The sequence below is a fragment of the Serratia sp. CY84636 genome, from assembly GCF_052166245.1.
In the GTDB taxonomy this organism is placed as follows: Bacteria; Pseudomonadota; Gammaproteobacteria; order Enterobacterales; family Enterobacteriaceae; genus Serratia; species Serratia nevei.
In genome coordinates this window covers 1,139,819-1,159,972 of sequence record NZ_JBJNOX010000002.1, presented here as the reverse complement: position 1 = coordinate 1,159,972, position 20,154 = coordinate 1,139,819, and the positions used below count along the sequence as shown (strand labels likewise).

General features: G+C 59.5%; 21 protein-coding genes. 12 read left to right on the top strand and 9 right to left on the bottom strand.

Features of this window, described 5'->3' with window-relative positions; all coding sequences use genetic code 11:
- Window positions 1-332: 332 nt before the first annotated feature.
- Together ACJ8QI_RS10015 and ACJ8QI_RS10010 are read left to right on the top strand one after the other, a co-directional pair.
- Window positions 333-737, top strand: coding sequence for a hypothetical protein (locus ACJ8QI_RS10015; RefSeq protein ID WP_442532435.1), 405 nt, complete (start codon window positions 333-335; stop codon window positions 735-737).
- Window positions 734-2,641 carry an FKBP-type peptidyl-prolyl cis-trans isomerase N-terminal domain-containing protein gene (locus tag ACJ8QI_RS10010; protein WP_442532434.1) on the top strand — a complete coding sequence of 636 codons (1,908 nt, stop codon included), beginning with the start codon at window positions 734-736 and terminating at the stop codon, window positions 2,639-2,641. The genes ACJ8QI_RS10015 and ACJ8QI_RS10010 overlap by 4 nt, the downstream gene beginning before the upstream one ends.
- Window positions 2,642-2,677: 36 nt before the next feature.
- Here the strand turns inward: ACJ8QI_RS10010 and cmoB are convergent, their stop codons facing one another.
- The 5 genes from cmoB to ACJ8QI_RS09985 all read right to left on the bottom strand — a co-directional run bounded on the left by cmoB (window position 2,678) and on the right by ACJ8QI_RS09985 (window position 6,431).
- Entirely contained in the window at window positions 2,678-3,649 is a 972-nt protein-coding gene (gene cmoB, locus ACJ8QI_RS10005) for a tRNA 5-methoxyuridine(34)/uridine 5-oxyacetic acid(34) synthase CmoB (protein ID WP_060423921.1), read from the bottom strand.
- Window positions 3,646-4,389 carry a carboxy-S-adenosyl-L-methionine synthase CmoA gene (gene cmoA / locus ACJ8QI_RS10000; RefSeq protein WP_442532433.1) on the bottom strand — a complete coding sequence of 248 codons (744 nt, stop codon included), beginning with the start codon at window positions 4,387-4,389 and terminating at the stop codon, window positions 3,646-3,648. Before cmoA ends, cmoB begins: the two co-directional genes overlap by 4 nt.
- A 102-nt stretch (window positions 4,390-4,491) precedes the next feature.
- Window positions 4,492-4,887 (bottom strand): MAPEG family protein, encoded by a 396-nt coding sequence (locus tag ACJ8QI_RS09995; RefSeq protein WP_004932387.1) that lies wholly within the window; start codon window positions 4,885-4,887, stop codon window positions 4,492-4,494.
- Window positions 4,888-4,989: 102 nt separating this feature from the next.
- On the bottom strand, window positions 4,990-5,805 hold the full coding sequence (locus tag ACJ8QI_RS09990; RefSeq protein ID WP_089186872.1) for a DUF72 domain-containing protein: 816 nt from the start codon (window positions 5,803-5,805) through the stop codon (window positions 4,990-4,992).
- A gap of 47 nt (window positions 5,806-5,852) precedes the next feature.
- Window positions 5,853-6,431 (bottom strand): hydrolase, encoded by a 579-nt coding sequence (locus tag ACJ8QI_RS09985; RefSeq protein WP_060424110.1) that lies wholly within the window; start codon window positions 6,429-6,431, stop codon window positions 5,853-5,855.
- Window positions 6,432-6,645: 214 nt separating this feature from the next.
- On the opposite strand from ACJ8QI_RS09985, the gene ACJ8QI_RS09980 reads away from it, so the two are divergent.
- From ACJ8QI_RS09980 to ruvB, 7 genes are all read left to right on the top strand, one after another.
- A complete protein-coding gene (locus tag ACJ8QI_RS09980) occupies window positions 6,646-6,876 on the top strand; it encodes an FmdB family zinc ribbon protein (protein WP_320204121.1) in 231 nt (76 codons plus the stop codon).
- A gap of 74 nt (window positions 6,877-6,950) precedes the next feature.
- The gene (gene aspS, locus ACJ8QI_RS09975) at window positions 6,951-8,735 is read left to right on the top strand and encodes an aspartate--tRNA ligase (protein WP_060423918.1); all 1,785 of its coding nucleotides are present in this window, start codon (window positions 6,951-6,953) and stop codon (window positions 8,733-8,735) included.
- Entirely contained in the window at window positions 8,735-9,181 is a 447-nt protein-coding gene (gene nudB / locus ACJ8QI_RS09970; RefSeq protein WP_019452808.1) for a dihydroneopterin triphosphate diphosphatase, read from the top strand. The genes aspS and nudB overlap by 1 nt, the downstream gene beginning before the upstream one ends.
- A gap of 20 nt (window positions 9,182-9,201) precedes the next feature.
- Entirely contained in the window at window positions 9,202-9,945 is a 744-nt protein-coding gene (locus tag ACJ8QI_RS09965) for a YebC/PmpR family DNA-binding transcriptional regulator (protein ID WP_033647638.1), read from the top strand.
- Window positions 9,946-10,002: 57 nt separating this feature from the next.
- Complete coding sequence (gene ruvC / locus ACJ8QI_RS09960) at window positions 10,003-10,524, top strand: crossover junction endodeoxyribonuclease RuvC (RefSeq protein WP_004932367.1); 522 nt, start codon at window positions 10,003-10,005, stop codon at window positions 10,522-10,524.
- A gap of 112 nt (window positions 10,525-10,636) precedes the next feature.
- On the top strand, window positions 10,637-11,251 hold the full coding sequence (ruvA, locus tag ACJ8QI_RS09955; RefSeq protein ID WP_060423916.1) for a Holliday junction branch migration protein RuvA: 615 nt from the start codon (window positions 10,637-10,639) through the stop codon (window positions 11,249-11,251).
- A 19-nt stretch (window positions 11,252-11,270) separates the two neighbouring features.
- Window positions 11,271-12,275, top strand: a complete 1,005-nt coding sequence (gene ruvB, locus ACJ8QI_RS09950; protein ID WP_038877130.1) for a Holliday junction branch migration DNA helicase RuvB — start codon at window positions 11,271-11,273, stop codon at window positions 12,273-12,275.
- A 222-nt stretch (window positions 12,276-12,497) separates the two neighbouring features.
- On the opposite strand, the gene znuB is transcribed toward ruvB, so the two are convergent.
- Together znuB and znuC are read right to left on the bottom strand one after the other, a co-directional pair.
- On the bottom strand, window positions 12,498-13,283 hold the full coding sequence (gene znuB / locus ACJ8QI_RS09945) for a zinc ABC transporter permease subunit ZnuB (RefSeq protein WP_038877132.1): 786 nt from the start codon (window positions 13,281-13,283) through the stop codon (window positions 12,498-12,500).
- Window positions 13,280-14,038: a zinc ABC transporter ATP-binding protein ZnuC gene (znuC, locus tag ACJ8QI_RS09940; protein WP_004932357.1), complete on the bottom strand. Its 759-nt coding sequence runs from the start codon at window positions 14,036-14,038 to the stop codon at window positions 13,280-13,282. The genes znuB and znuC overlap by 4 nt, the downstream gene beginning before the upstream one ends.
- A gap of 78 nt (window positions 14,039-14,116) precedes the next feature.
- On the opposite strand from znuC, the gene znuA reads away from it, so the two are divergent.
- The 3 genes from znuA to lpxM all read left to right on the top strand — a co-directional run bounded on the left by znuA (window position 14,117) and on the right by lpxM (window position 17,523).
- Complete coding sequence (gene znuA, locus ACJ8QI_RS09935) at window positions 14,117-15,061, top strand: zinc ABC transporter substrate-binding protein ZnuA (protein WP_060424108.1); 945 nt, start codon at window positions 14,117-14,119, stop codon at window positions 15,059-15,061.
- A 21-nt stretch (window positions 15,062-15,082) separates the two neighbouring features.
- A complete protein-coding gene (gene mepM, locus ACJ8QI_RS09930) occupies window positions 15,083-16,405 on the top strand; it encodes a murein DD-endopeptidase MepM (protein ID WP_038877136.1) in 1,323 nt (440 codons plus the stop codon).
- Between the two features lie 149 nt (window positions 16,406-16,554).
- Window positions 16,555-17,523: a lauroyl-Kdo(2)-lipid IV(A) myristoyltransferase gene (gene lpxM / locus ACJ8QI_RS09925; RefSeq protein ID WP_015378127.1), complete on the top strand. Its 969-nt coding sequence runs from the start codon at window positions 16,555-16,557 to the stop codon at window positions 17,521-17,523.
- Between the two features lie 49 nt (window positions 17,524-17,572).
- On the opposite strand, the gene ACJ8QI_RS09920 is transcribed toward lpxM, so the two are convergent.
- Complete coding sequence (locus ACJ8QI_RS09920) at window positions 17,573-18,454, bottom strand: leucine-rich repeat domain-containing protein (RefSeq protein WP_442532432.1); 882 nt, start codon at window positions 18,452-18,454, stop codon at window positions 17,573-17,575.
- Window positions 18,455-18,539: 85 nt separating this feature from the next.
- Complete coding sequence (gene pyk / locus ACJ8QI_RS09915; RefSeq protein ID WP_019452801.1) at window positions 18,540-19,982, bottom strand: pyruvate kinase; 1,443 nt, start codon at window positions 19,980-19,982, stop codon at window positions 18,540-18,542.
- Window positions 19,983-20,154 lie beyond the last annotated feature (172 nt).

The following is a 20,154-nucleotide window of genomic DNA, read 5'->3' as shown; positions in this document are numbered from 1 at the left end:
CGTTTTGCCGGGGCTTTTTTTATGTCTTGCAAAGACGCGGTGTCCGTTTCAAGGCGGTTTCTCGGTCGAACTGCCCCCATCTCTTCTTGCGATCGCCATGCCCTGCTGATAAGTTTGTGAGTTAAAATCCTTTAAATATCATAATATTAAATGATTTTTTTGGTATGTATTGCCGTGGTGAATGGTTTGCGTTCTGCCGCTCGTCACCGCGCCGGTATTTTTACCTGTTCATCGCCTGCCTTATGGCCGGAACATCACAGCATCAATTGGGGAGAGCCGTCGGCGCAGCCGCAGGGCGCGTTAACGGCGGACTAAACAAGGAGATAACGATAATGACCCGAACGGTACACTGTTTGAGCGCGGCGCTTTTACTGACGTTGGCCCTGACCGGCTGCCAGACCGCCAAGCGACCTGTTTCTACATTAAGCCAGCCGCCCAGCGCAGAAGAAATTGCGGAACAAGACAAACGGCAGCGTGAGGCCGAGCGCATGCAGCAGTGCCAGCGCGAGTTGGATGCCATGCGCGGCATGGATAACGAAAAATACGAAAAATTCAAACGCGAATTCGATACCTTGATGGGCGGCGCCGCGCAGTATGCCGGGGTACGCCAGCGGGTCAACACGGGCACGCAGGAAACCGTCGACGCCCTGTATCGTTATCGCACCAGCCGTCTTTGCGCGGACATCAGTTCTGCCATGATGACCGGCCTGGCTGAGCGCGGAGAACGCGCCCAATGACCCCTCGTGCAAGAAAGGCCTTACTGAGCCTGATGATACCGCTGGCGTTTGCGCCGGCGGTGGCCGGGGCGGATGACGACGTGCCGGCATTATTGCAGTTTGCCGAGCGTTACCAGCGGCAGGACGCGCCGGCAGCCGAGACTGTGGTTACCCCATCCCAGGAAAGCCAAAAGCCGGCGTCCCGGCCGGTTCAAGCTCGTGAAACGAGCTCACAGAGAAAGCAACTGGCTCAGTTGCAAAAGACGCTGCGCGAGAAAGAGACTCGCTTGGAGCAACAGCAAGCCGCTCTTCAATCCCTGCAACAGGAGTTGACCGCGTTGCGGGTTGCGTCGTCCCTGACCGCTGCCGATAAACCGATACCGGCGCCTGATTTGAGCGCGTTGAGCGACTTCGCCAGCGGCGTACGACAGGCGCTGAACCTGACGCCGCAGGAGCGCAAGGCTCAGGCGCAGATCGCCGAAGCGCAGGCGGCGTTAGCGCGGCAAAAGCAGCAAACCGAGGAGCGCGACCGGCGCATTGCCTTGCTGGAACAACGGCTGGCGGCGTTGCCTGAACAGGCGGATAAGGCTTGGCAGGAGAAACTGGCGGCGGCCCAGACCACCAACGATAAAGCGCGCCAGCGTTATGAGCAGGATAAAAAAGCGGCCGCCGCTGAGCTGGAACAGCAGAAGGCCGAGGCTGCCAGGCTGACGGGCGAACTGCAGCAGCAGCTGGCGCAGCTGCAAAAAGAGCAGGAGGGCCAACGGCAGCAGGGTGGGCAGCAAGAGAAAAGCCTGAAGACAGCGCTGGCGCAGCAAAAGGCCGAAGCCGCCAAGGCGGCGGGTGAACTTCAGCAGCAGCTGGCGCAGCTGCAGAAAGAACGTGATGGTCAACGCCAACAGGCCGAGCAGCAAGAGAAAAACCTGAAGATTGCGCTGGAACAGCAAAAGGCCGAAGCCGCCAAGGCGGCGGGTGAACTTCAGCAGCAGCTGGCGCAGCTACAGAAAGAGCGTGATGGTCAACGCCAACAGGCCGAGCAGCAAGAGAAAAGCCTGAAGACGGCGCTGGCGCAGCTGCAGGAAAAAAACAAGACGCAAACCGAACAAGCTAAAGCGTTGGAACAACGTTTGGCGGTGGTAACGGCGGAAAGCGCGCAGGCTGCGCAGCAGCGGGATAAAGCGACACTGCAGGCGGATAAAACGGCAACGGAGCTGGCGGCCGCCCATCAGGCGCAGCAAGCTTTGCAAGACGAGCTGAGCGGGCTGAGATCGCGGGCCAAATGGCTGCCGGATGCGCAGGCGCTCAAGAAAAAGCCGGAACAGCAGAGCTATGCTGCCGGTGTCGCTTTGGGACGCGATATTCAAACGATGCTGGCGGAGCGTAAAAATTGGGGCATCAATCCCGATAAAACCGTGCTGCTGGCGGGCGTGATCGATACCTTCAACGGCCATTACCAACTAAGCGATGCACAGTTGACCCGCGCGCTGTCGGAGTCGGAAAAAGCGGTGAACGACGCCAGAAACCAGGCGGCGAAGGTGCAGACCAGCAAGGGCGAGGCGTTCGTCACCGAGTTTAAAAAGAAGAAAGGCACGCAGAAGTCGCCTGCCGGTTTCTGGTATCGCATCGATTATGTGGGTGATGAAGCCATTAAGGAAAACGCACGGGTAGACATTGTGGTGAAAGAGAGCTTAACCGACGGCAGCGTGATTCAGGATATGGATCGCAGTGGGAAGGTGATGTCACAGCCACTCTCTGCCTATCCGCCGTTGTTCCGCGAGGCGATCGGCCATCTGAAAAATCATGGCTCTCTGACAATGGTGGTGCCGCCGGCGTTGGCGTACGGAGAAACGGGCTATGCGCCGCAGATCCCGCCGAACGCGACCATGGTGTATGAGCTGCGGATTGTCGATGTCGACAACGGGTAAATTCGGGCCGGCTCAGGCCGGCCCGATTAGCGAACGCTAGGGTTTTTTGGCGGTCAGCACGGCGCGCAGGGGCGCCGGATAGCCTTCGATCGTTTTGCTGCGATCGTTCGGATCGAGGAATTCGGCCAGTGACTCGCTGGTCATCCAGTCGGTGCGGCGCTGCTCTTCGAGGCTGGTGACGCACATATCGGCGATCTTCACGTCGACGAAACCGCACTTCTCCAGCCAGCATTTCAGCGCTTCGGCGGAAGGAATGAAATACACGTTGCGCATCTGTGCATAACGATCGCCCGGCACCAGCACCTGGTGGCGATCGCCTTCCACCACCAGCGTTTCCAGCACCAGCTCCCCTTCAGCCACCAGCTGATTTTTCAGCTGATAGAGATGATCGAGCGGCGAGCGGCGGTGATATAGCACCCCCATTGAGAACACGGTGTCGAACGCCGCCAGATCCGGCAACTGCTCGATGCCGAGCGGCAGCAGGTGGGCGCGTTGATCGCCACCCAACAGCTTGCGCACCGCTTCGAACTGGCACAGGAACAGCTGCATCGGATCGATGCCTACGGCAAAGTGTGCGCCGGCGCCGATCATGCGCCACAGGTGATAGCCGCTGCCGCAGCCGACGTCGAGAATGGTGCGGCCGGCCAGCGGAGAAATGTGCGGCAGCACGCGATCCCACTTCCAGTCGGAATGCCATTCGGTATCGATATCGATGCCATACAGCGAGAACGGCCCTTTACGCCATGGCATCAGGGTGCGCAGCATTTTCTCGATGCCCTCGAGCTGGCCCGGCGACAGGCCGGGCTCCATCTCGGCGCGCACGCCGTGCAGCAGATCGAGGCGGGTTGGGGTCAGCGTCGGCAAATGTTCTACCGAGTTAAACCACTGTTTGAATTTGCCGTGCAGCGATTCGCGTTGCCAGGCGCTGAGCTGCGCAGGCAGGGTGTCCAGCCAATGGCTGAGGGGGCTTTTGGCGATGCGCTGATAGAAATCACCGAACTCGATCATTGCGCATCCCCCGCTTTCAGGGCGATCAGCGAACCGAAGTTGAAGCATTGGAACCACACTTCGGCATGCTCGAACCCGGCTTGATGCAGGCGCGCCTTATGTGCCTCTACCGAGTCGGTCAGCATCACGTTTTCCAGCATGCTGCGTTTTTGGCTGATCTCCAGCTCGCTGTACCCATTGGCGCGTTTGAAATCGTGATGCATGTTGAACAGCAGTTCGCCGACTTCGGCGTCTTCAAAGCTGAACTTCTCCGACAGCACCAGTGCGCCGCCCGGGCGCAGGCCGCGATAAACTTTCTCCAGCAGGCGCAGGCGATCGGCCGGTTCGAGGAACTGCAGCGTAAAGTTCAGCACCACCATCGAGGCGTTCTCGATGTCGATGTCGCGAATGTCGGCTTCGATGACGTCAACCGGCGTGTCGGCGCGGAAGGCGTCAATATGGCGGCGACAACGTTCCACCATCGCCGGCGAATTGTCGACGGCGACGATATTGCAGCCGGGCACCTTGATATTCCGCCGCATCGACAGCGTTGCCGCGCCCAGCGAGCAGCCCAGGTCATACACCCGGCTGTCGGGTTGCACAAAGCGTTCGGCCAGCATGCCGATCATCGAGATGATGTTGGAATAGCCGGGAACGGAGCGTTGGATCATGTCGGGGAACACTTCGGCAACGCGTTCGTCGAAGGTCCAGTCGCCCAATTTGGCGATGGGGGCGGAGAAAAGGGTATCGCGGTTTGGCATAGCGGCAAATCAGTTCAGAATTCGAAGCTGCGTAGTCTAACAGAAAAGCGTAAAAAAGCGGAGCGGAAGCAGGCGGCGCGGCCGCCTGATGATAAAACGGGATCAATGCAGACTGAAAATCAGATCCCAGGGCAGATAGAAGATATTTGCCAGAACCATCAACAGCAAAGAGATATAGGTCGCGGCCATGCCTGAACGGCGCCAGCGAACCTCGCGGTTGCGCAAACCGTAGTAATGCACCAGCCGCCCGGCCATCAGCATTAGGCCGCAGAGGTGAATCATCCAGATTTCCGCGCCGTTCATCTCCATGATCACCAGCAATACGGCAGCGATCGGAATGTATTCAACGGCGTTGCCATGCACGCGGATGGCGGTCTGCAATTCGTAGAACCCGCCGTCGCCGTAGGCTACGCGGTACTGCATCCTTAATCTGACTACGTCATAAGAGAGTTTGATCAACAACAATGCGCCGAGCACCACATAAAGCGCGCTTACCATTTTTAACTCCGTTCCCTAACCAAAACTGGCAGCCAGCATCATAGCCGTCATTGTATTCACTGTCGCGGGGAAATATTTGATGTTATTAGTCAGATTAATAGGTCAAAACAGTGCATCCTGTTCCGGCCAGTCCGGCGGCGCAGGCAAATCGGGGATCGCCAGGCGTAGCTGCTGCCAAATTTTTTGCGCCTGCTGGGGCGAATCGCCGTTGTCCGGCGTATGAATAAACAGATAAGGCTGATGCTGTTGCTGCCACAGCGGCAGTTTTTGCTGCCAGGCTTCGAACCAGCGCAGGTTGTCGGCCAGCTGATCGCCGCCGATAAAGCGCACCAGCGGCTGGTCGGCGGTGACCAGGGCATGCACCGGCAGCTTCGGTTTTTTCTGCTGCGCATCGCGCACGGCGGCGGTATGGGGGGCGGCGTGATGCACCGGGCGGCTGTCGAGGATCACCCGATTGATGCCGCGCTGGTGCAACCCCTGATTCAGCGCACGCTCTGCCTCGCCCTTGGCGAAAAACGCCGGATGACGCACTTCAACACCGTAGGTGAATTCCTTCGGCAGGCTTTCGAAGAATTGCCACATGCGCGGCAGCTCGTCAGGGCCGAAGGCGGCGGGCAACTGCAGCCACAGTTGGCCGATGCGCTGATGCACTGGGCTCAGGCAGTGGTAAAACGCCTGCAGCTCGGCGGCGCAGTTACGCAGGGCAGCCTTGTGGCTGATGTCCGACGGGAATTTGAAGCAGAAGCGAAAATCGTCGCCGGTCATGTCGCGCCAGCGCTGCACGATTTCCAGCTTCGGCAGCGCGTAGAAGGTGGTGTTACCCTCTACGCAGTTGAAGTAGCGGCTGTAATCCGCCAAGTCACGCAGCCCGATGCGGTTCCAGGCCACATGTTGCCACTGCGGCAATCCGATGTAGATCACGGCGTCGTCTTCCTTTACTGAGATCATCAGGCTACAACTTAACGTTACCGCTCGAGCGCGGCAAGAATTTCGCCGGTGTCGCGCACCCGCGCCAGACGTGGGAAGATGTGTTCGAACGCGAAGCGGTGCATTTCCGCGTTCTGCGCGCTGCAGACGTCTTCGGCGATCACCAGTTCATAGCCGTGTTCCCAGGCGGCGCGCGCGGTGGACTCTACGCCAATATTGGTGGAGATGCCGCCCAGCACCACGGATTTGATGCCGCGGCGGCGCAGCTGTAAATCCAGATCGGTGCCGTAGAAGGCGCCCCATTGGCGTTTGGTGACCAGAATATCGCTGTCATTGACCGCCAGCGGTGCGGGGAACTCCCACCAACTGACCGGCAAGCCGCCGGCGGGCGCGGGAGCCGGTTTGTCCACCGGCTGTTTCAGCGCTTCGGCGAAGGTGTCGGACCAGCCGACGCGCACCAGCAGCACCGGCGCGCCCAGCAGACGAAAACGCGCGGCCAGCAGGGCGGCGTTCGCCACTACCTGGTCGGCGCTGTGCGGGCCGCCGGCGTAGGGCAGAATGCCGTTTTGCAAATCGATCAGCACCAGAGCGGTGGTTTGGGCGTCAAGTTTCAGCATGGATTTCATCTCGTTGCGAAGTGGATAAAAACTGTTCGGCGCGCCAGGCGAGCAGCGTACGGCGCAAACCGGGGGAGAATCAGGCTACGTGAAAAAACTGTCGCAGGTTAATGGGAAATTTGTTAATCGATGTGTTGATTCGAACGAAAACGCGCCATTTAGTGCAGTAACAATGCTGTGTTCGCACTTATCGGGCGGATGAATTTCCTTTATAATGACTCCCTTTTTTCAACACTCTTTAATCCAACGACCTATGCCGATTTATGAATATGCATGTGGTGCTTGCAACCATCGGTTAGAGAAATTGCAAAAATTTTCCGATGCGCCGCTGGCAGACTGCCCGGCGTGTGGGCAGCCCGCGTTGACCAAGTTGATCTCGTCCTCCGGTTTCCAGCTTAAGGGTACCGGCTGGTATGCGACGGATTTTAAACCGGGTAACAAGTAGAATTTATCAGATAACAGCCGCGCGACAGGGGCGCAGTAGCCCGGCGCGGCATCGGCTGTGTAAAAGGATAGCGTATGCGTACTGAATATTGCGGGCAGTTGAATCTGTCCCACGTGGGCCAGGAAGTCACTCTGTGTGGTTGGGTCAATCGTCGTCGCGATCTCGGCGGCCTGATCTTTATTGATATGCGCGACCGCGAAGGCATCGTGCAGGTGTTCTTCGATCCGGACCAGAAAGTGGCGTTCGACAAGGCCTACGACCTGCGCAATGAGTTCTGCATCCAGATCGTCGGCACCGTGCGTGCGCGTCCGGACAGCCAGATCAATAAAGATATGGCCACCGGCGAAGTGGAAGTGTTCGCCCACGCGCTGGAAATCATCAACCGCTCCGAGCCGCTGCCGCTGGACTCCAACCAAGTCAACAGCGAAGAAGCGCGCCTGAAATACCGCTACCTGGACCTGCGTCGCCCGGAAATGGCCGAGCGTCTGAAGACCCGCGCCAAAATCACCAGCTTCGTTCGCCGCTTCATGGACAGCCACGGCTTCCTCGATATCGAAACGCCGATGCTGACCAAGGCGACGCCGGAAGGCGCCCGCGATTACCTGGTGCCGAGCCGCGTGCACAAGGGCAAATTCTACGCGCTGCCGCAGTCCCCACAGCTGTTCAAACAGCTGCTGATGATGTCCGGCTTCGATCGTTACTACCAGATCGTCAAATGCTTCCGTGACGAAGACCTGCGTGCGGACCGTCAGCCTGAATTCACCCAGATCGACGTCGAAACCTCCTTCATGACCGCCGATCAGGTACGTGAAGTGATGGAGAAACTGGCGCGCGAACTGTGGCTGGACGTGAAGGGCGTGGATCTGGGCGATTTCCCGGTCATGACTTTCGCCGAAGCGATGCGTCGCTTTGGCTCTGACAAGCCGGACCTGCGTAACCCGCTGGAGCTGGTGGACGTGGCTGACCTGGTCAAAGACGTCGAGTTTAAAGTCTTCTCCGGCCCGGCCAACGACGCCAAAGGCCGCGTGGCGGCGATCCGCGTACCGGGCGGCGCACAGCTGACCCGCAAGCAGATCGACGAGTACGGCGCTTTCGTCAACATCTACGGCGCCAAAGGCCTGGCGTGGCTGAAAGTCAACGACCGCGCCGCCGGCATGGAAGGCGTGCAGAGCCCGATCGCCAAATTCCTCAGCGCGGACGTGCTGGAAGCGGTCCTGGCGCGCACCGATGCGCAGACCGGCGATATCCTGTTCTTCGGCGCCGACAGCTTCAAGATTGTCACCGATGCGATGGGCGCGCTGCGTCTGAAGCTGGGTCGCGATCTGGCGCTGACCCAACTCGACAGCTGGGCACCGCTGTGGGTGGTTGACTTCCCGATGTTCGAAGAAGACGAAGAGGGCGGCCTGGCGGCCATGCACCACCCGTTCACTTCGCCGCGCGACATGAGCCCGGAAGAGCTGGCGGCAGCGCCGGTCAACGCCATCGCCAACGCCTATGACATGGTGATCAACGGTTACGAAGTGGGCGGCGGTTCGGTGCGTATTCACCGCAGCGAAATGCAGCAAACGGTGTTCAGTATTCTGGGCATCAATGAACACGAACAGCGCGAGAAGTTCGGCTTCCTGCTGGACGCGTTGAAGTACGGTACGCCGCCGCACGCCGGCCTGGCTTTCGGCCTGGATCGTCTGGTGATGCTGTTGACCGGCACCGACAACATCCGCGACGTCATCGCCTTCCCGAAAACCACCGCGGCGGCCTGTCTGATGACCGACGCACCGAGCTTCGCCAACCCGGCGTCGCTGCAGGAGCTGGCGATCAGCGTGGTAAAGAAAGCCGGTGCGGAACAAGAGAGCGAGTGATGAGTTACAAGCGCCCTGAATCTATCCTGGTAGTGATTTACGCGAAATCCAGTGGTCGGGTGCTGATGTTACAGCGGCGCGACGATACCGAGTTCTGGCAGTCGGTCACCGGCAGCCTGGAACAGGATGAGTCGCCGCCGCATGCCGCGCAGCGTGAAGTCATGGAAGAAGTCGGCATCGATATCGAAGCAGAGCACCTGCCGTTGTTCGATTGCCAGCGCTGCGTGGAGTTTGAACTCTTTGTCCATTTGCGACATCGCTATGCGCCGGGAACCACGCGCAATAAAGAGCACTGGTTCTGTCTGGCGTTGCCCGAGGAGCGCGATCCGGTGATTACCGAGCATCACGCTTACCAATGGCTTGAGGCGGCCGAGGCCGTGAAGTTAACCAAGTCATGGAGCAATCAGCAGGCGATTGAAGAGTTCGTGATCAATTCAGTCCAGTAGTTTTTTTCGGAGATTTTTTTATGGCAGGTCATAGTAAGTGGGCCAACACAAAGCACCGTAAAGCGGCGCAGGACGCCAAGCGCGGTAAAATTTTCACCAAGATTATTCGTGAGCTGGTCACGGCCGCCAAGCTGGGCGGCGGCGATCCGGATTCCAACCCGCGTCTGCGCGCGGCGATGGACAAGGCGCTGTCGAACAACATGACGCGCGACACCATGAACCGTGCCATCGCGCGCGGGGTGGGCGGCGATGATGATACCAACATGGAAACCATCATCTATGAAGGTTACGGCCCTGGCGGCACCGCCGTGATGATCGAATGCCTGAGCGACAACCGCAACCGCACCGTGGCGGAAGTGCGCCACGCCTTCACCAAATGCGGCGGCAACCTCGGCACCGACGGTTCCGTGGCTTACCTGTTCACCAAGAAGGGCGTGATCACCTACGCACCGGGCCTGGATGAAGACACCGTGATGGAAGCGGCGCTGGAAGCCGGTGCGGAAGACATCGTGACCTATGACGATGGCGCGATCGACGTGTTCACCGCCTGGGAAAGCCTGGGCGCGGTGAAAGACGCGCTGACCGCGGCGGGCTTCGAAGCCGAAGCGGCGGAAGTGTCGATGATCCCATCGACCAAGGCCGACATGGACGCGGAAACCGCGCCTAAGCTGTTGCGCCTGATCGATATGCTGGAAGACTGCGACGACGTGCAGGAAGTTTACCATAACGGTGAAATCTCCGACGAAGTGGCGGCGACGCTGTAATCCGGTAAAACGGGCGCCGCCGTTCGGCGGCGCCGTGCATGCAAGGTGGATGTAGATATGGCGATCATACTCGGTATCGATCCCGGCTCACGCGTCACCGGCTATGGCCTTATCCGCCAGCAGGGGCGTCAGTTGAGCTATATCGCCAGCGGCTGCATCCGCACGGTGGTGGACGACATGCCGACGCGGCTGAAGCTGATTTACGCCGGCGTCAGTGAGATCATCACCCAGTTTCAGCCCGATTTCTTCGCCATCGAACAGGTGTTTATGGCCAAGAACCCGGATTCGGCGCTTAAGCTCGGCCAGGCGCGCGGCGTCGCGATCGTGGCGGCGGTGAATCAGAATCTGGAAGTGTTCGAGTATGCGGCGCGGCAGGTCAAACAGACCGTGGTCGGCACCGGCGCGGCCGAAAAGGCGCAGGTACAGCACATGGTGCGCTCGCTGCTCAAACTCTCGGCCAACCCGCAGGCGGACGCCGCCGATGCCCTGGCCATCGCCATCACCCACTGCCACCTCAGCCAGAACGTGCTGCGGATGAGCGAAGGGCGGTTGAACCTGGCGCGCGGGCGTTTGCGCTGACGCAAAGCGATGATTGCTCAGGCTGGATATTCATCCAGCCTTTTTTATGTTATAAGCTTTACCAGCAACGGCATGGCAGGGCGCCATGCCCGGTCATTCTGCAGGAGGGTAAATGATAGGTCGTCTCAGAGGAAATATTCTGGAAAAGCAGCCGCCGCTGGTGTTACTGGAGGCGAACGGCGTGGGCTATGAGGTACACATGCCGATGACCTGCTTTTACGAGCTGCCGGAACTGGGGCAAGAGGCCATCGTGTTTACCCACTTCGTGGTGCGTGAAGACGCGCAGCTGCTGTACGGTTTCAACGACAAGCAGGAGCGCGCGCTGTTCCGCGAGCTGATCAAGGTCAACGGCGTCGGGCCCAAGCTGGCGCTGGCGATCCTGTCGGGCATGTCCGCGCAGCAGTTCGTCAGCGCGGTGGAGCGCGAAGAGATCACTGCACTGGTCAAGCTGCCGGGCGTGGGCAAAAAAACCGCCGAGCGCCTGGTGGTAGAGATGAAAGACCGTTTCAAAGGGCTTAACGGCGACCTGTTCAACAGCAGCAGCGAGATCAGCCTGCCGTCTGCCACCGACAAAGCGCCGGATGTGGACGCGGAAGCCGAGGCCGTTTCGGCGCTGGTGGCGCTGGGCTATAAGCCGCAGGAAGCCAGCCGTATGGTCAGCAAGATTGCCAAGCCGGGCGCCGACTGCGAAACCCTGATCCGCGACGCGCTGCGCGCCGCCCTGTAAGGCCGAAAAGGGGTAGATAATGATTGAAGCCGATCGCCTGATTTCCGCCGAACCGATCAACGAAGAAGAGATCCTCGATCGCGCCATTCGTCCCAAGCTGCTGACCGAATACGTCGGCCAGCCGCACGTGCGCGAGCAGATGGAGATCTTCATTCAGGCGGCCAAGCAGCGCGGCGACGCGCTCGACCATCTGCTGATCTTTGGCCCGCCAGGGTTGGGGAAAACCACCCTGGCCAACATCGTGGCCAACGAAATGGGCGTGAATTTGCGCACCACTTCCGGCCCGGTGCTGGAGAAGGCGGGCGATTTGGCGGCGATGCTGACCAACCTCGAACCGCACGACGTCTTGTTCATCGACGAAATTCACCGCTTGTCACCGGTGGTGGAAGAAGTGCTGTATCCGGCGATGGAAGACTACCAGCTGGATATCATGATCGGCGAAGGGCCGGCGGCGCGTTCGATTAAGCTCGATTTGCCGCCGTTCACGCTGGTGGGTGCCACCACCCGCGCCGGCTCGCTGACCTCGCCGCTGCGCGATCGCTTCGGCATTGTCCAGCGGCTGGAGTTTTATCAGGTGGCGGATTTGCAGCACATCGTCTCGCGCAGCGCCGGGTGCCTGGGGTTGGAACTGTCCGACGAGGGTGCCCATGAAGTGGCCCGCCGTGCGCGGGGGACGCCACGTATCGCCAACCGCCTGTTGCGCCGGGTGCGCGACTTCGCCGAAGTGCGCGCCAACGGGGTGATCAGCGGTTCGGTGGCGGCGCAGGCGCTCGATATGCTCAACGTCGATGCCGAAGGCTTCGACTATATGGATCGCAAACTGCTGCTGGCGATTATCGACAAGTTCACCGGTGGTCCGGTCGGGCTGGACAACCTGGCGGCGGCGATCGGCGAAGAGCGCGAAACCATTGAGGACGTGATCGAGCCGTTCCTGATCCAGCAGGGCTTTATCCAGCGCACGCCGCGCGGCCGCCTGGCGACGCAGCATGCCTACCGGCATTTCGGGCTCGAGCGCGAAGCATAAGTTTTCCACCCATCATAAAAAAGGGCCGCATCTGCGGCCCTTGACGTTAATATTGAACTTGATGACGTTATCGGATTAATAGAAGGCGCATATAAAAAATAAGGAAAATCAATTCATTGATTTTCGGCTGCTCACCACAGAGGAGGAAAAACCGCGTTTTTTCTTCCTCTGTCAGCAGTAGAAAGGGCCGCATCTGCGGCCCTTGTCATATCCCGGCTTTAATCAGGCCTGCTGTTTTTTGAACAGGCTCAGCGTGAACAGCACGGCGGCGCAGAGCACCACCGAAGGGCCGGCCGGCGTATCGTAAAACGCCGAGAAGGTCAGGCCGCCGGTGACGGCCACCATGCCGAGCAGTACCGCGACGCCGGCCATCTGTTCCGGCGTGCGCGCGAAGCGGCGAGCGGTGGCGGCCGGAATGATCAGCAGTGAGGTGATGATCAGCGCGCCGACGAATTTCATCGCCAGACCGATAGTCAAGGCGGTGACCAGCATCAACACGGTGCGTGCGCGCACCAGGTTAACGCCGTCGACGTGCGCCAGCTCCGGGCTGATGGTCATCGACAGCAGATCGCGCCACTGCCACCATAGCACCAGCAGCACCACGGCGACGCCGCCGGCGATCATCAGGATATCGCTCAGCGTGACCGACAGCAGATCGCCGAACAGGTAGGCCATCAGATCGACCCGCACGTTAGACATCAACGCCACCACCACCAGCCCGAGCGACAGGGCGCTGTGGGCCAGAATGCCGAGCAGGGTATCCACTGAAAGCTGCGGGCGGCGTTCCAGCCACACCAGGGCCAGAGCCAGCAGCAGCGTAATGGCGATCACCGCATAGAAGGGATTGATGTCCAGCAGCAGACCAAAGGCGACGCCGAGCAGCGAGGCGTGCGCCAGGGTATCGCCAAAGTAGGACATGCGACGCCAGACCACGAAGGAACCCAGCGGCCCGGCGGCGCCAGCCAACAACACGCCAGCCAGCCAGCCGGGAAGTAACAGTTCAATCATGCTTCGCGGCTCCCGGTTTTCTTCAAGACAATTCTTCCCTGCAGGTCGTGACGGTGGTTGTGATGGTGGCGATACACCGCCAGTTGCTCTGCGCCGCGGTTGCCGAACATGGCGATGAATTCGGGATGCATCGACACCACCTCCGGTGCCCCGGAGCAGCAGATGTGCTGATTGAGGCACAAGACCTCGTCGGTTTTCGCCATCACCAGATGCAGATCGTGCGAGACCATCAGCACGGCGCAGCCCAGCTCTTTACGTAGCTGATCGATGAGATCGTACAGCGCCAGCTGGCCGTTGACGTCCACCCCTTGCGTGGGTTCGTCCAGCACCAGCAACTGCGGTTTGTTCAGCAGCGCTCGCGCCAGCAGCACGCGTTGGTTTTCGCCCCCGGAGAGCTTTTGCATCGGCTGGTCGAGCAGGTGAGCGGCGTGCACGCGCTTGAGCGCCGGCAGAATGTCGGCTTTCTTTACGCCGGGCTTGAGACGCATAAAGCGGCTGACGGTCAACGGCAGGGTGGCGTCGAGGTGCAGCTTTTGCGGCACGTAGCCAATGCGCAGATCGGGCTCACGCTCCAGCGTGCCGGCGGTCGGTTTGACCAATCCCAGCACCACGCGCACCAACGTAGACTTGCCCGCGCCGTTCGGGCCCAGCAGCGTGAGAATACGGCCGGGTTGCAGGCTGAGGGAAATGTTCGACAGCACCTTGCGGCTGCCGAAGGCGACGGAGATATTTTTTAGCGTTATCAGTGTAGACATCTCGAGATTACAGGTTGCAGAACGAAGCGAATGTTATAATATCACGCCTTGTTGATGAAAACGATGGGATTACTGATGATGGCAAAGAAAAATAAATGGCTGCAGCGCACGCTGCTGGCCAGCGCACTGTTGATGGCCGGCCCGCTGAGCAGCGCTTCCGCTGCGGTGGTGACCTCGATTCGTCCGCTAGGCTTTATCGCATCGGCCATCGCCGACGGCGTGACGCCGACCGAGGTGTTGCTGCCGGACGGCGCTTCACCGCACGATTTTGCGCTGCGCCCTTCCGATATCCAGCGTTTGCGCTCTGCGGACCTGGTGCTGTGGGTTGGGCCGGACATGGAGGCGTTCCTGAACAAGGCGCTGGTGCCGATCTCGGCAACCCGCAAACTGGCCATCAGCGAACTGCCGGCGGTGAAGCCGTTGCTGATGAAAGGCGAAGATGACGACGATCATGATCATGCAGGCGAAGCGCATAACCATGCCGATGACGATCATGGGCATCATCACGGCGAGTACAATATGCACGTTTGGCTGTCGCCGGAGATAGCAAAAGTGACCGCGATCGCGATTCACGACAGATTGTTGGAACTTATGCCGCAAAATAAGGACAAATTAGACGCAAACCTGCGCCAGTTCGAGAATCTGCTGACGCAAACTGACAAAAATGTTGGTAACATGCTTACGCCTGTGCAAGGTAAGGGTTATTTTGTTTTTCATGATGCTTACGGCTACTTTGAGAAACACTACGGTTTGAGTCCGCTGGGCCATTTCACCGTCAATCCCGAAATTCAGCCTGGAGCACAGCGCCTACACCAAATTCGAACACAGTTGGTTGAGCAGAAAGCGGTATGCGTTTTTGCTGAGCCACAATTCAGGCCGGCCGTAATCAATGCCGTCGCCAAGGGTACCAAAGTGCGTTCCGGAACGCTGGACCCGCTGGGCATCGGCATCGCGCTGGGGAAGGACAGCTACGGGAAATTCCTGACTCAGCTGTCAAACCAGTACGTGAGCTGCCTGAAGTAAAGCTTATGAGGATAATATCGAGTGCAGCAGATAGTCCGAACTATCGCTCTGGCGTATAACAACCTGCCACGGCCCCACCGCGTCATGCTGGGGTCGCTGACAGTCGTCACATTGGCCGTCGCTGTTTGGCGGCCTTTTGTTTACCACCCAGAACACAACCCCATTGCCAAGAGCGTCGAGTTAGAATCCAGCCAGATGCGGTCATTGCTCCCTGAAGCCAGTGAACCGATTGATGCCGACCAACCCACCCCCGATGACGAAATCCCGCAGGATGAGCTGGATCAAAAAGATGCCGGCGACGATGGCGTGCATGAATATGTGGTTTCCACCGGCGACACCCTCGGCAGCATTCTGACGCAGTACGGCATCGATATGTCGGATGTCACCTTGTTGGCTTCGCAAAACCGCGATCTGCGTAATCTGAAGATCGGCCAACAGCTGTCGTGGACCGTCAATGATGCGGGCGATCTGCAGCAGTTGACCTGGGAAGTTTCCCGCCGCGAAACCCGCACCTATGACCGCGTCGGCAATAGCTTCAAAGAGTCGAAAGAGGCGCAGCAGGGTGAATGGCGCAACAACGTGATCAGCGGCCGGGTCAACGGCAGCTTCGTCAGCAGCGCCGGCGACGCCGGGCTGAGCCGTAACGAAATCAATGCGGTGATCAAGGCGCTGCAGTGGCAGCTCGATTTCCGCAAGCTGCGCAAAGGCGACCAGTTCTCCGTGCTGATGTCGCGCGAGCATTTCGACGGTAAGAAATCGCAAAGCCAGCTGTTGGGCGTGCGTCTGCGCACCGGCGGCAAAGATTACTATGCGATCCGCGCCGAAGACGGCAAATTCTACGATCGCCAGGGCTCTGGCCTGGCGCGCGGCTTCATGCGTTTCCCGACCATGAAACAGTTCCGCATCTCCTCCAACTTCAACCCGCGTCGCGTGAACCCGGTGACCGGCCGCGTGGCGCCGCACAAGGGCGTCGATTTTGCCATGCCGGTCGGCACGCCGGTGCTGGCGGTCGGCGACGGTGAGGTGGTGATCGCCAAACGCAGCGGCGCGGCGGGCAACTATGTGGCGATCCGTCACGGTCGCCAGTACACCACGCGCTATATGCACCTGAAAAAACTGCTGGTGAAACCGGGCCAGAAGGTGAAACGCGGCGATCGCATTGCGCTTTCCGGCAACACCGGGCGCTCCACCGGGCCGCACCTGCACTTTGAACTGTGGACCGGCCAACAGGCGGTGAACCCGCTGACGGCCAAGCTGCCGCGTTCCGAAGGGCTGAGCGGCAAAGACCGCAGCGATTATCTGGCGCAGGTGAAGGAAGTGGTTCCTCAGCTGCAGCTGGATTAATACCCCCTTTTTCCGGCGCTTCGGCGCCGTCAATTTCATCGGCCTGATTGCGGGCCGATGCTGTTTTATCTGGGCGGTTCGCGGTTGTTAATTGCAAAATCGGTGATGGCAATTATGATTAGCCGAATCGCTAAGCAAAGAGCATGTGCATGCAAAACGAGAAGAAATCGAACGTAGAGTTCATCCCGCAGTTTCAGAAAGCCTTTTTATATCCGCGCTACTGGGGCGTGTGGTTGGGAACCGGCCTGATGGCCGGCATTTCGCTGGTGCCTGCGCGCCTGCGCGATCCGGTGCTGGGGGCGGTCGGCAAACTGGCCGGCAAGCTGGCGAAGGGCGCACGCCGTCGTGCCCGCATCAATTTGCTTTATTGCTTGCCGGAGCTGCCGGAAAGCGAACGTGAGCACATCATCGACCAGATGTTCGCCTGCGCGCCGCAGTCGATGGTGCTGATGGCGGAACTGGCCTGCACCAAGCCGGAGAAAGTGCTCAAGCGCGTGCGTTGGCACGGTGAAGAGGTGCTGGACAAGATCCGGGCGGAAGGGCGCAACGTCATTTTCCTGGTGCCTCACGGCTGGGCGGTGGATGTGCCGGCGATGCTGATGGCCGCGCGCGGCCAACCGATGGCCGCGATGTTCCACAATCAGCGTAATCAGCTTATCGACTACCTGTGGAATGCCGTGCGGCGTAAATTCGGTGGCCGCATGCACGCGCGCAACGACGGCATCAAACCGTTTATCAGTTCGGTGCGGCAGGGTTATTGGGGCTACTACCTGCCCGATCAGGATCATGGCGCGGAGCACAGCGAGTTCGTCGATTTCTTCGCGACCTATAAGGCGACGCTGCCGGCGGTAGGCCGGTTGATGAAAGTGTGTCGTGCGGCGATCGTGCCTTTATTCCCGGTGTACGACGGCAAAACCAGCATGCTGGACATTTATATCCGCGAGCCGATGGATGACCTGGCCGAAGCCGACGATCCGCGCATTGCCCGCCGCATGAACGAAGAGGTGGAAAATCTGGTGGGCCCGAACCCGGAGCAGTACACCTGGATCCTCAAACTGCTGAAGACGCGCAAGGAAGGGGAGATTGAACCTTACTCGCGCGACGATCTGTATCGTTAATCCTGTCTACCGCTAACGCCGGCCGGGCCACAACCCGGCCGGCGTCTCTTCAGATGTGCACCATACAGCCGCGAGCCCGCAGGATGTCGACGACTTTAGGCGTGCGGGTGAAATCATTCCAGCGCAGGTCCAGCTTGCGCAGGCGGCTCAGTTCGCCGAGGCTTTCCGGTAGGTCGCTCAGGCGGTTGGCGCGCAGGTCCAGACTTCTCAGCGCCGTCAGCTCGCCGATATTTTCCGGCAGACGCGTCAGCTGATTGAAACGCAGGTTCAGCTCGCTCAACCGCGGCAGCCGGCAGAAGGCCAGCGGCAGCTCGGCGATGGCATTGTTAGCCGCATCGAGTATCTCCAGCTCACCGAGCTGAGCCATTTCCGCCGGCAGCGAAGTCAGGGCATTTTTCATGATATGCAGTTCGCGCAGCGCGCGCAGTTGCCCGATCTCGGCGGACAGGCTGCCGATGCGGTTGTTGTATAAACGCAGCTCCTGCAATGCCGCAAGCCTCGGTATTGCCTGTGGTAAAGCGGTTAAATGGTTGTCGGTCGCGTTGAGGTAAACCAGCTGCTGCAGCTGCGCCAGCGAGCGCGGCAGCTCGCTAAAGCCGTTATCGCTCAGATAGAGGTATTTCAACCGATGCAGCTGCCCCAGTTCTTCGGGGAGTTCGCTTGCGCGATTGTGGCCAAAATCGAACATCTCGAGCTGTTGCAGCTGGCCAATCTCCGGCGGCAGGCGGTCGAGCCGATTACAGGAGATATTCAGCACCCGCAGATTTCGATGCTGGAAGATCGAGGCGGGGAAGGCCGTCAGCTGATTGTCGTACAGGCTAATCTTGCGCAGCGCGTGGCCGGCTAACGGCGACTCGTCGAGCTGCGTCAGGCCGTGGCCGTCGAGATCGAGCTCATCACCGCTCGCTGCGGGAGTGTGTTGGTGGAGCATGGCGTTCTCCGTCTTTTATGGCGGTGTCAGGGCAAAAAAAATGCCGGCCAACGTGAGCCGGCCGGCATTTCGTCTGCGGCGTGGATTACTCGACGCGCAGGATACGGCTGGTATTGGTGGTGCCGACGGTTTCCATCACGTCGCCCTGGGTGACGATCACCAGATCGCCGGAGACCAGGAAGCCTTTGTCGCGCAGGCGATTGACGGCTTCATTGGCGGCGATCACGCCGTCTTTGTGGCTGTCGAAATACACAGGCGTCACGCCGCGATACAGCGCGGTCAGGTTCAGCGTGTGTTCATGACGCGACATGGCGAAAATCGGCAGGCCGGAGCTGATGCGCGACATCATCAGCGCGGTGCGGCCGGACTCGGTCATGGCGATCAGCGCGGTAACGCCTTTCAGGTGGTTAGCGGCATACATCGAAGACATGGCAATCGCTTCTTCGATGTTGTCGAACTGCACGTCCAGGCGGTGTTTGGAGACGTTGATGCTTGGGATCTTCTCGGCGCCCAGACAAACGCGCGCCATCGCCGCCACGGTTTCCGCCGGGTATTGGCCAGCGGCGGTTTCCGCCGACAGCATGACGGCGTCGGTGCCGTCCAGCACGGCGTTGGCCACGTCCATAACTTCGGCGCGAGTCGGCATCGGGTTGGTGATCATCGACTCCATCATCTGGGTCGCGGTGATCACCGCGCGGTTCAGGGTACGGGCGCGGCGGATCAGTTTCTTCTGAATGCCGACCAGTTCCGGATCGCCGATTTCAACGCCGAGGTCGCCACGGGCAACCATGACCACGTCGGAGGCCAGAATGATGTCGTCCATCGCTTCGTCGCTGCAGACCGCTTCGGCGCGCTCAACCTTGGACACGATCTTGGCGTTGCAGCCGGCGTCGCGCGCCAGGCGGCGAGCATAGTTCAGGTCTTCACCGGTACGCGGGAAGGAGACCGCCAGGTAATCGACGCCAATCTTGGCGGCGGTCACGATGTCTGCCTTGTCTTTCTCGGTCAGCGCTTCGGCCGACAGGCCACCGCCGAGTTTGTTGATGCCCTTGTTGTTGGACAGCGGGCCGCCGACGGTGACTTCGGTAAACACTTTCATGCCCTGAACTTCGAGCACTTTCAGCTGAACGCGGCCGTCGTCGAGCAGCAGGACATCGCCCGGCACCACGTCGGCAGGCAGGCCTTTATAGTCGATACCGACTTTTTCTTTATCGCCTTCGCCTTTTGACAGGTTGGCGTCCAGCAGGAATTTATCGCCCACGTTGAGGAAGATTTTGCCTTCCTTGAAGGTGGATACGCGGATTTTCGGCCCTTGCAGATCGCCGAGGATAGCGACGTGACGTCCCAGTTTGGCGGCGATTTCACGCACTTTGTCAGCGCGAGCCTGGTGGTCTTCCGGGCTGCCGTGGGAGAAGTTAAGCCGAACTACGTTGGCGCCGGCGGCAATGATCTTTTCCAGATTATTGTCGCGGTCTGTAGCCGGACCCAGGGTGGTAACGATTTTGGTTCTTCTGAGCCGTCTGGACATGTATTACTCCGTTGACTGGTGAAGCAAATATTGGTGTTGCGATAAACGTCGGATAACGAAACCAGGCGTGAAATGTAATTTTACAACACTGATATTTCACCCGGGTTACCCGCATGAGCATATTAACAGGGTACAGCCTCTGATGCCGTCATTCAAATGTCTGTTGAACGGC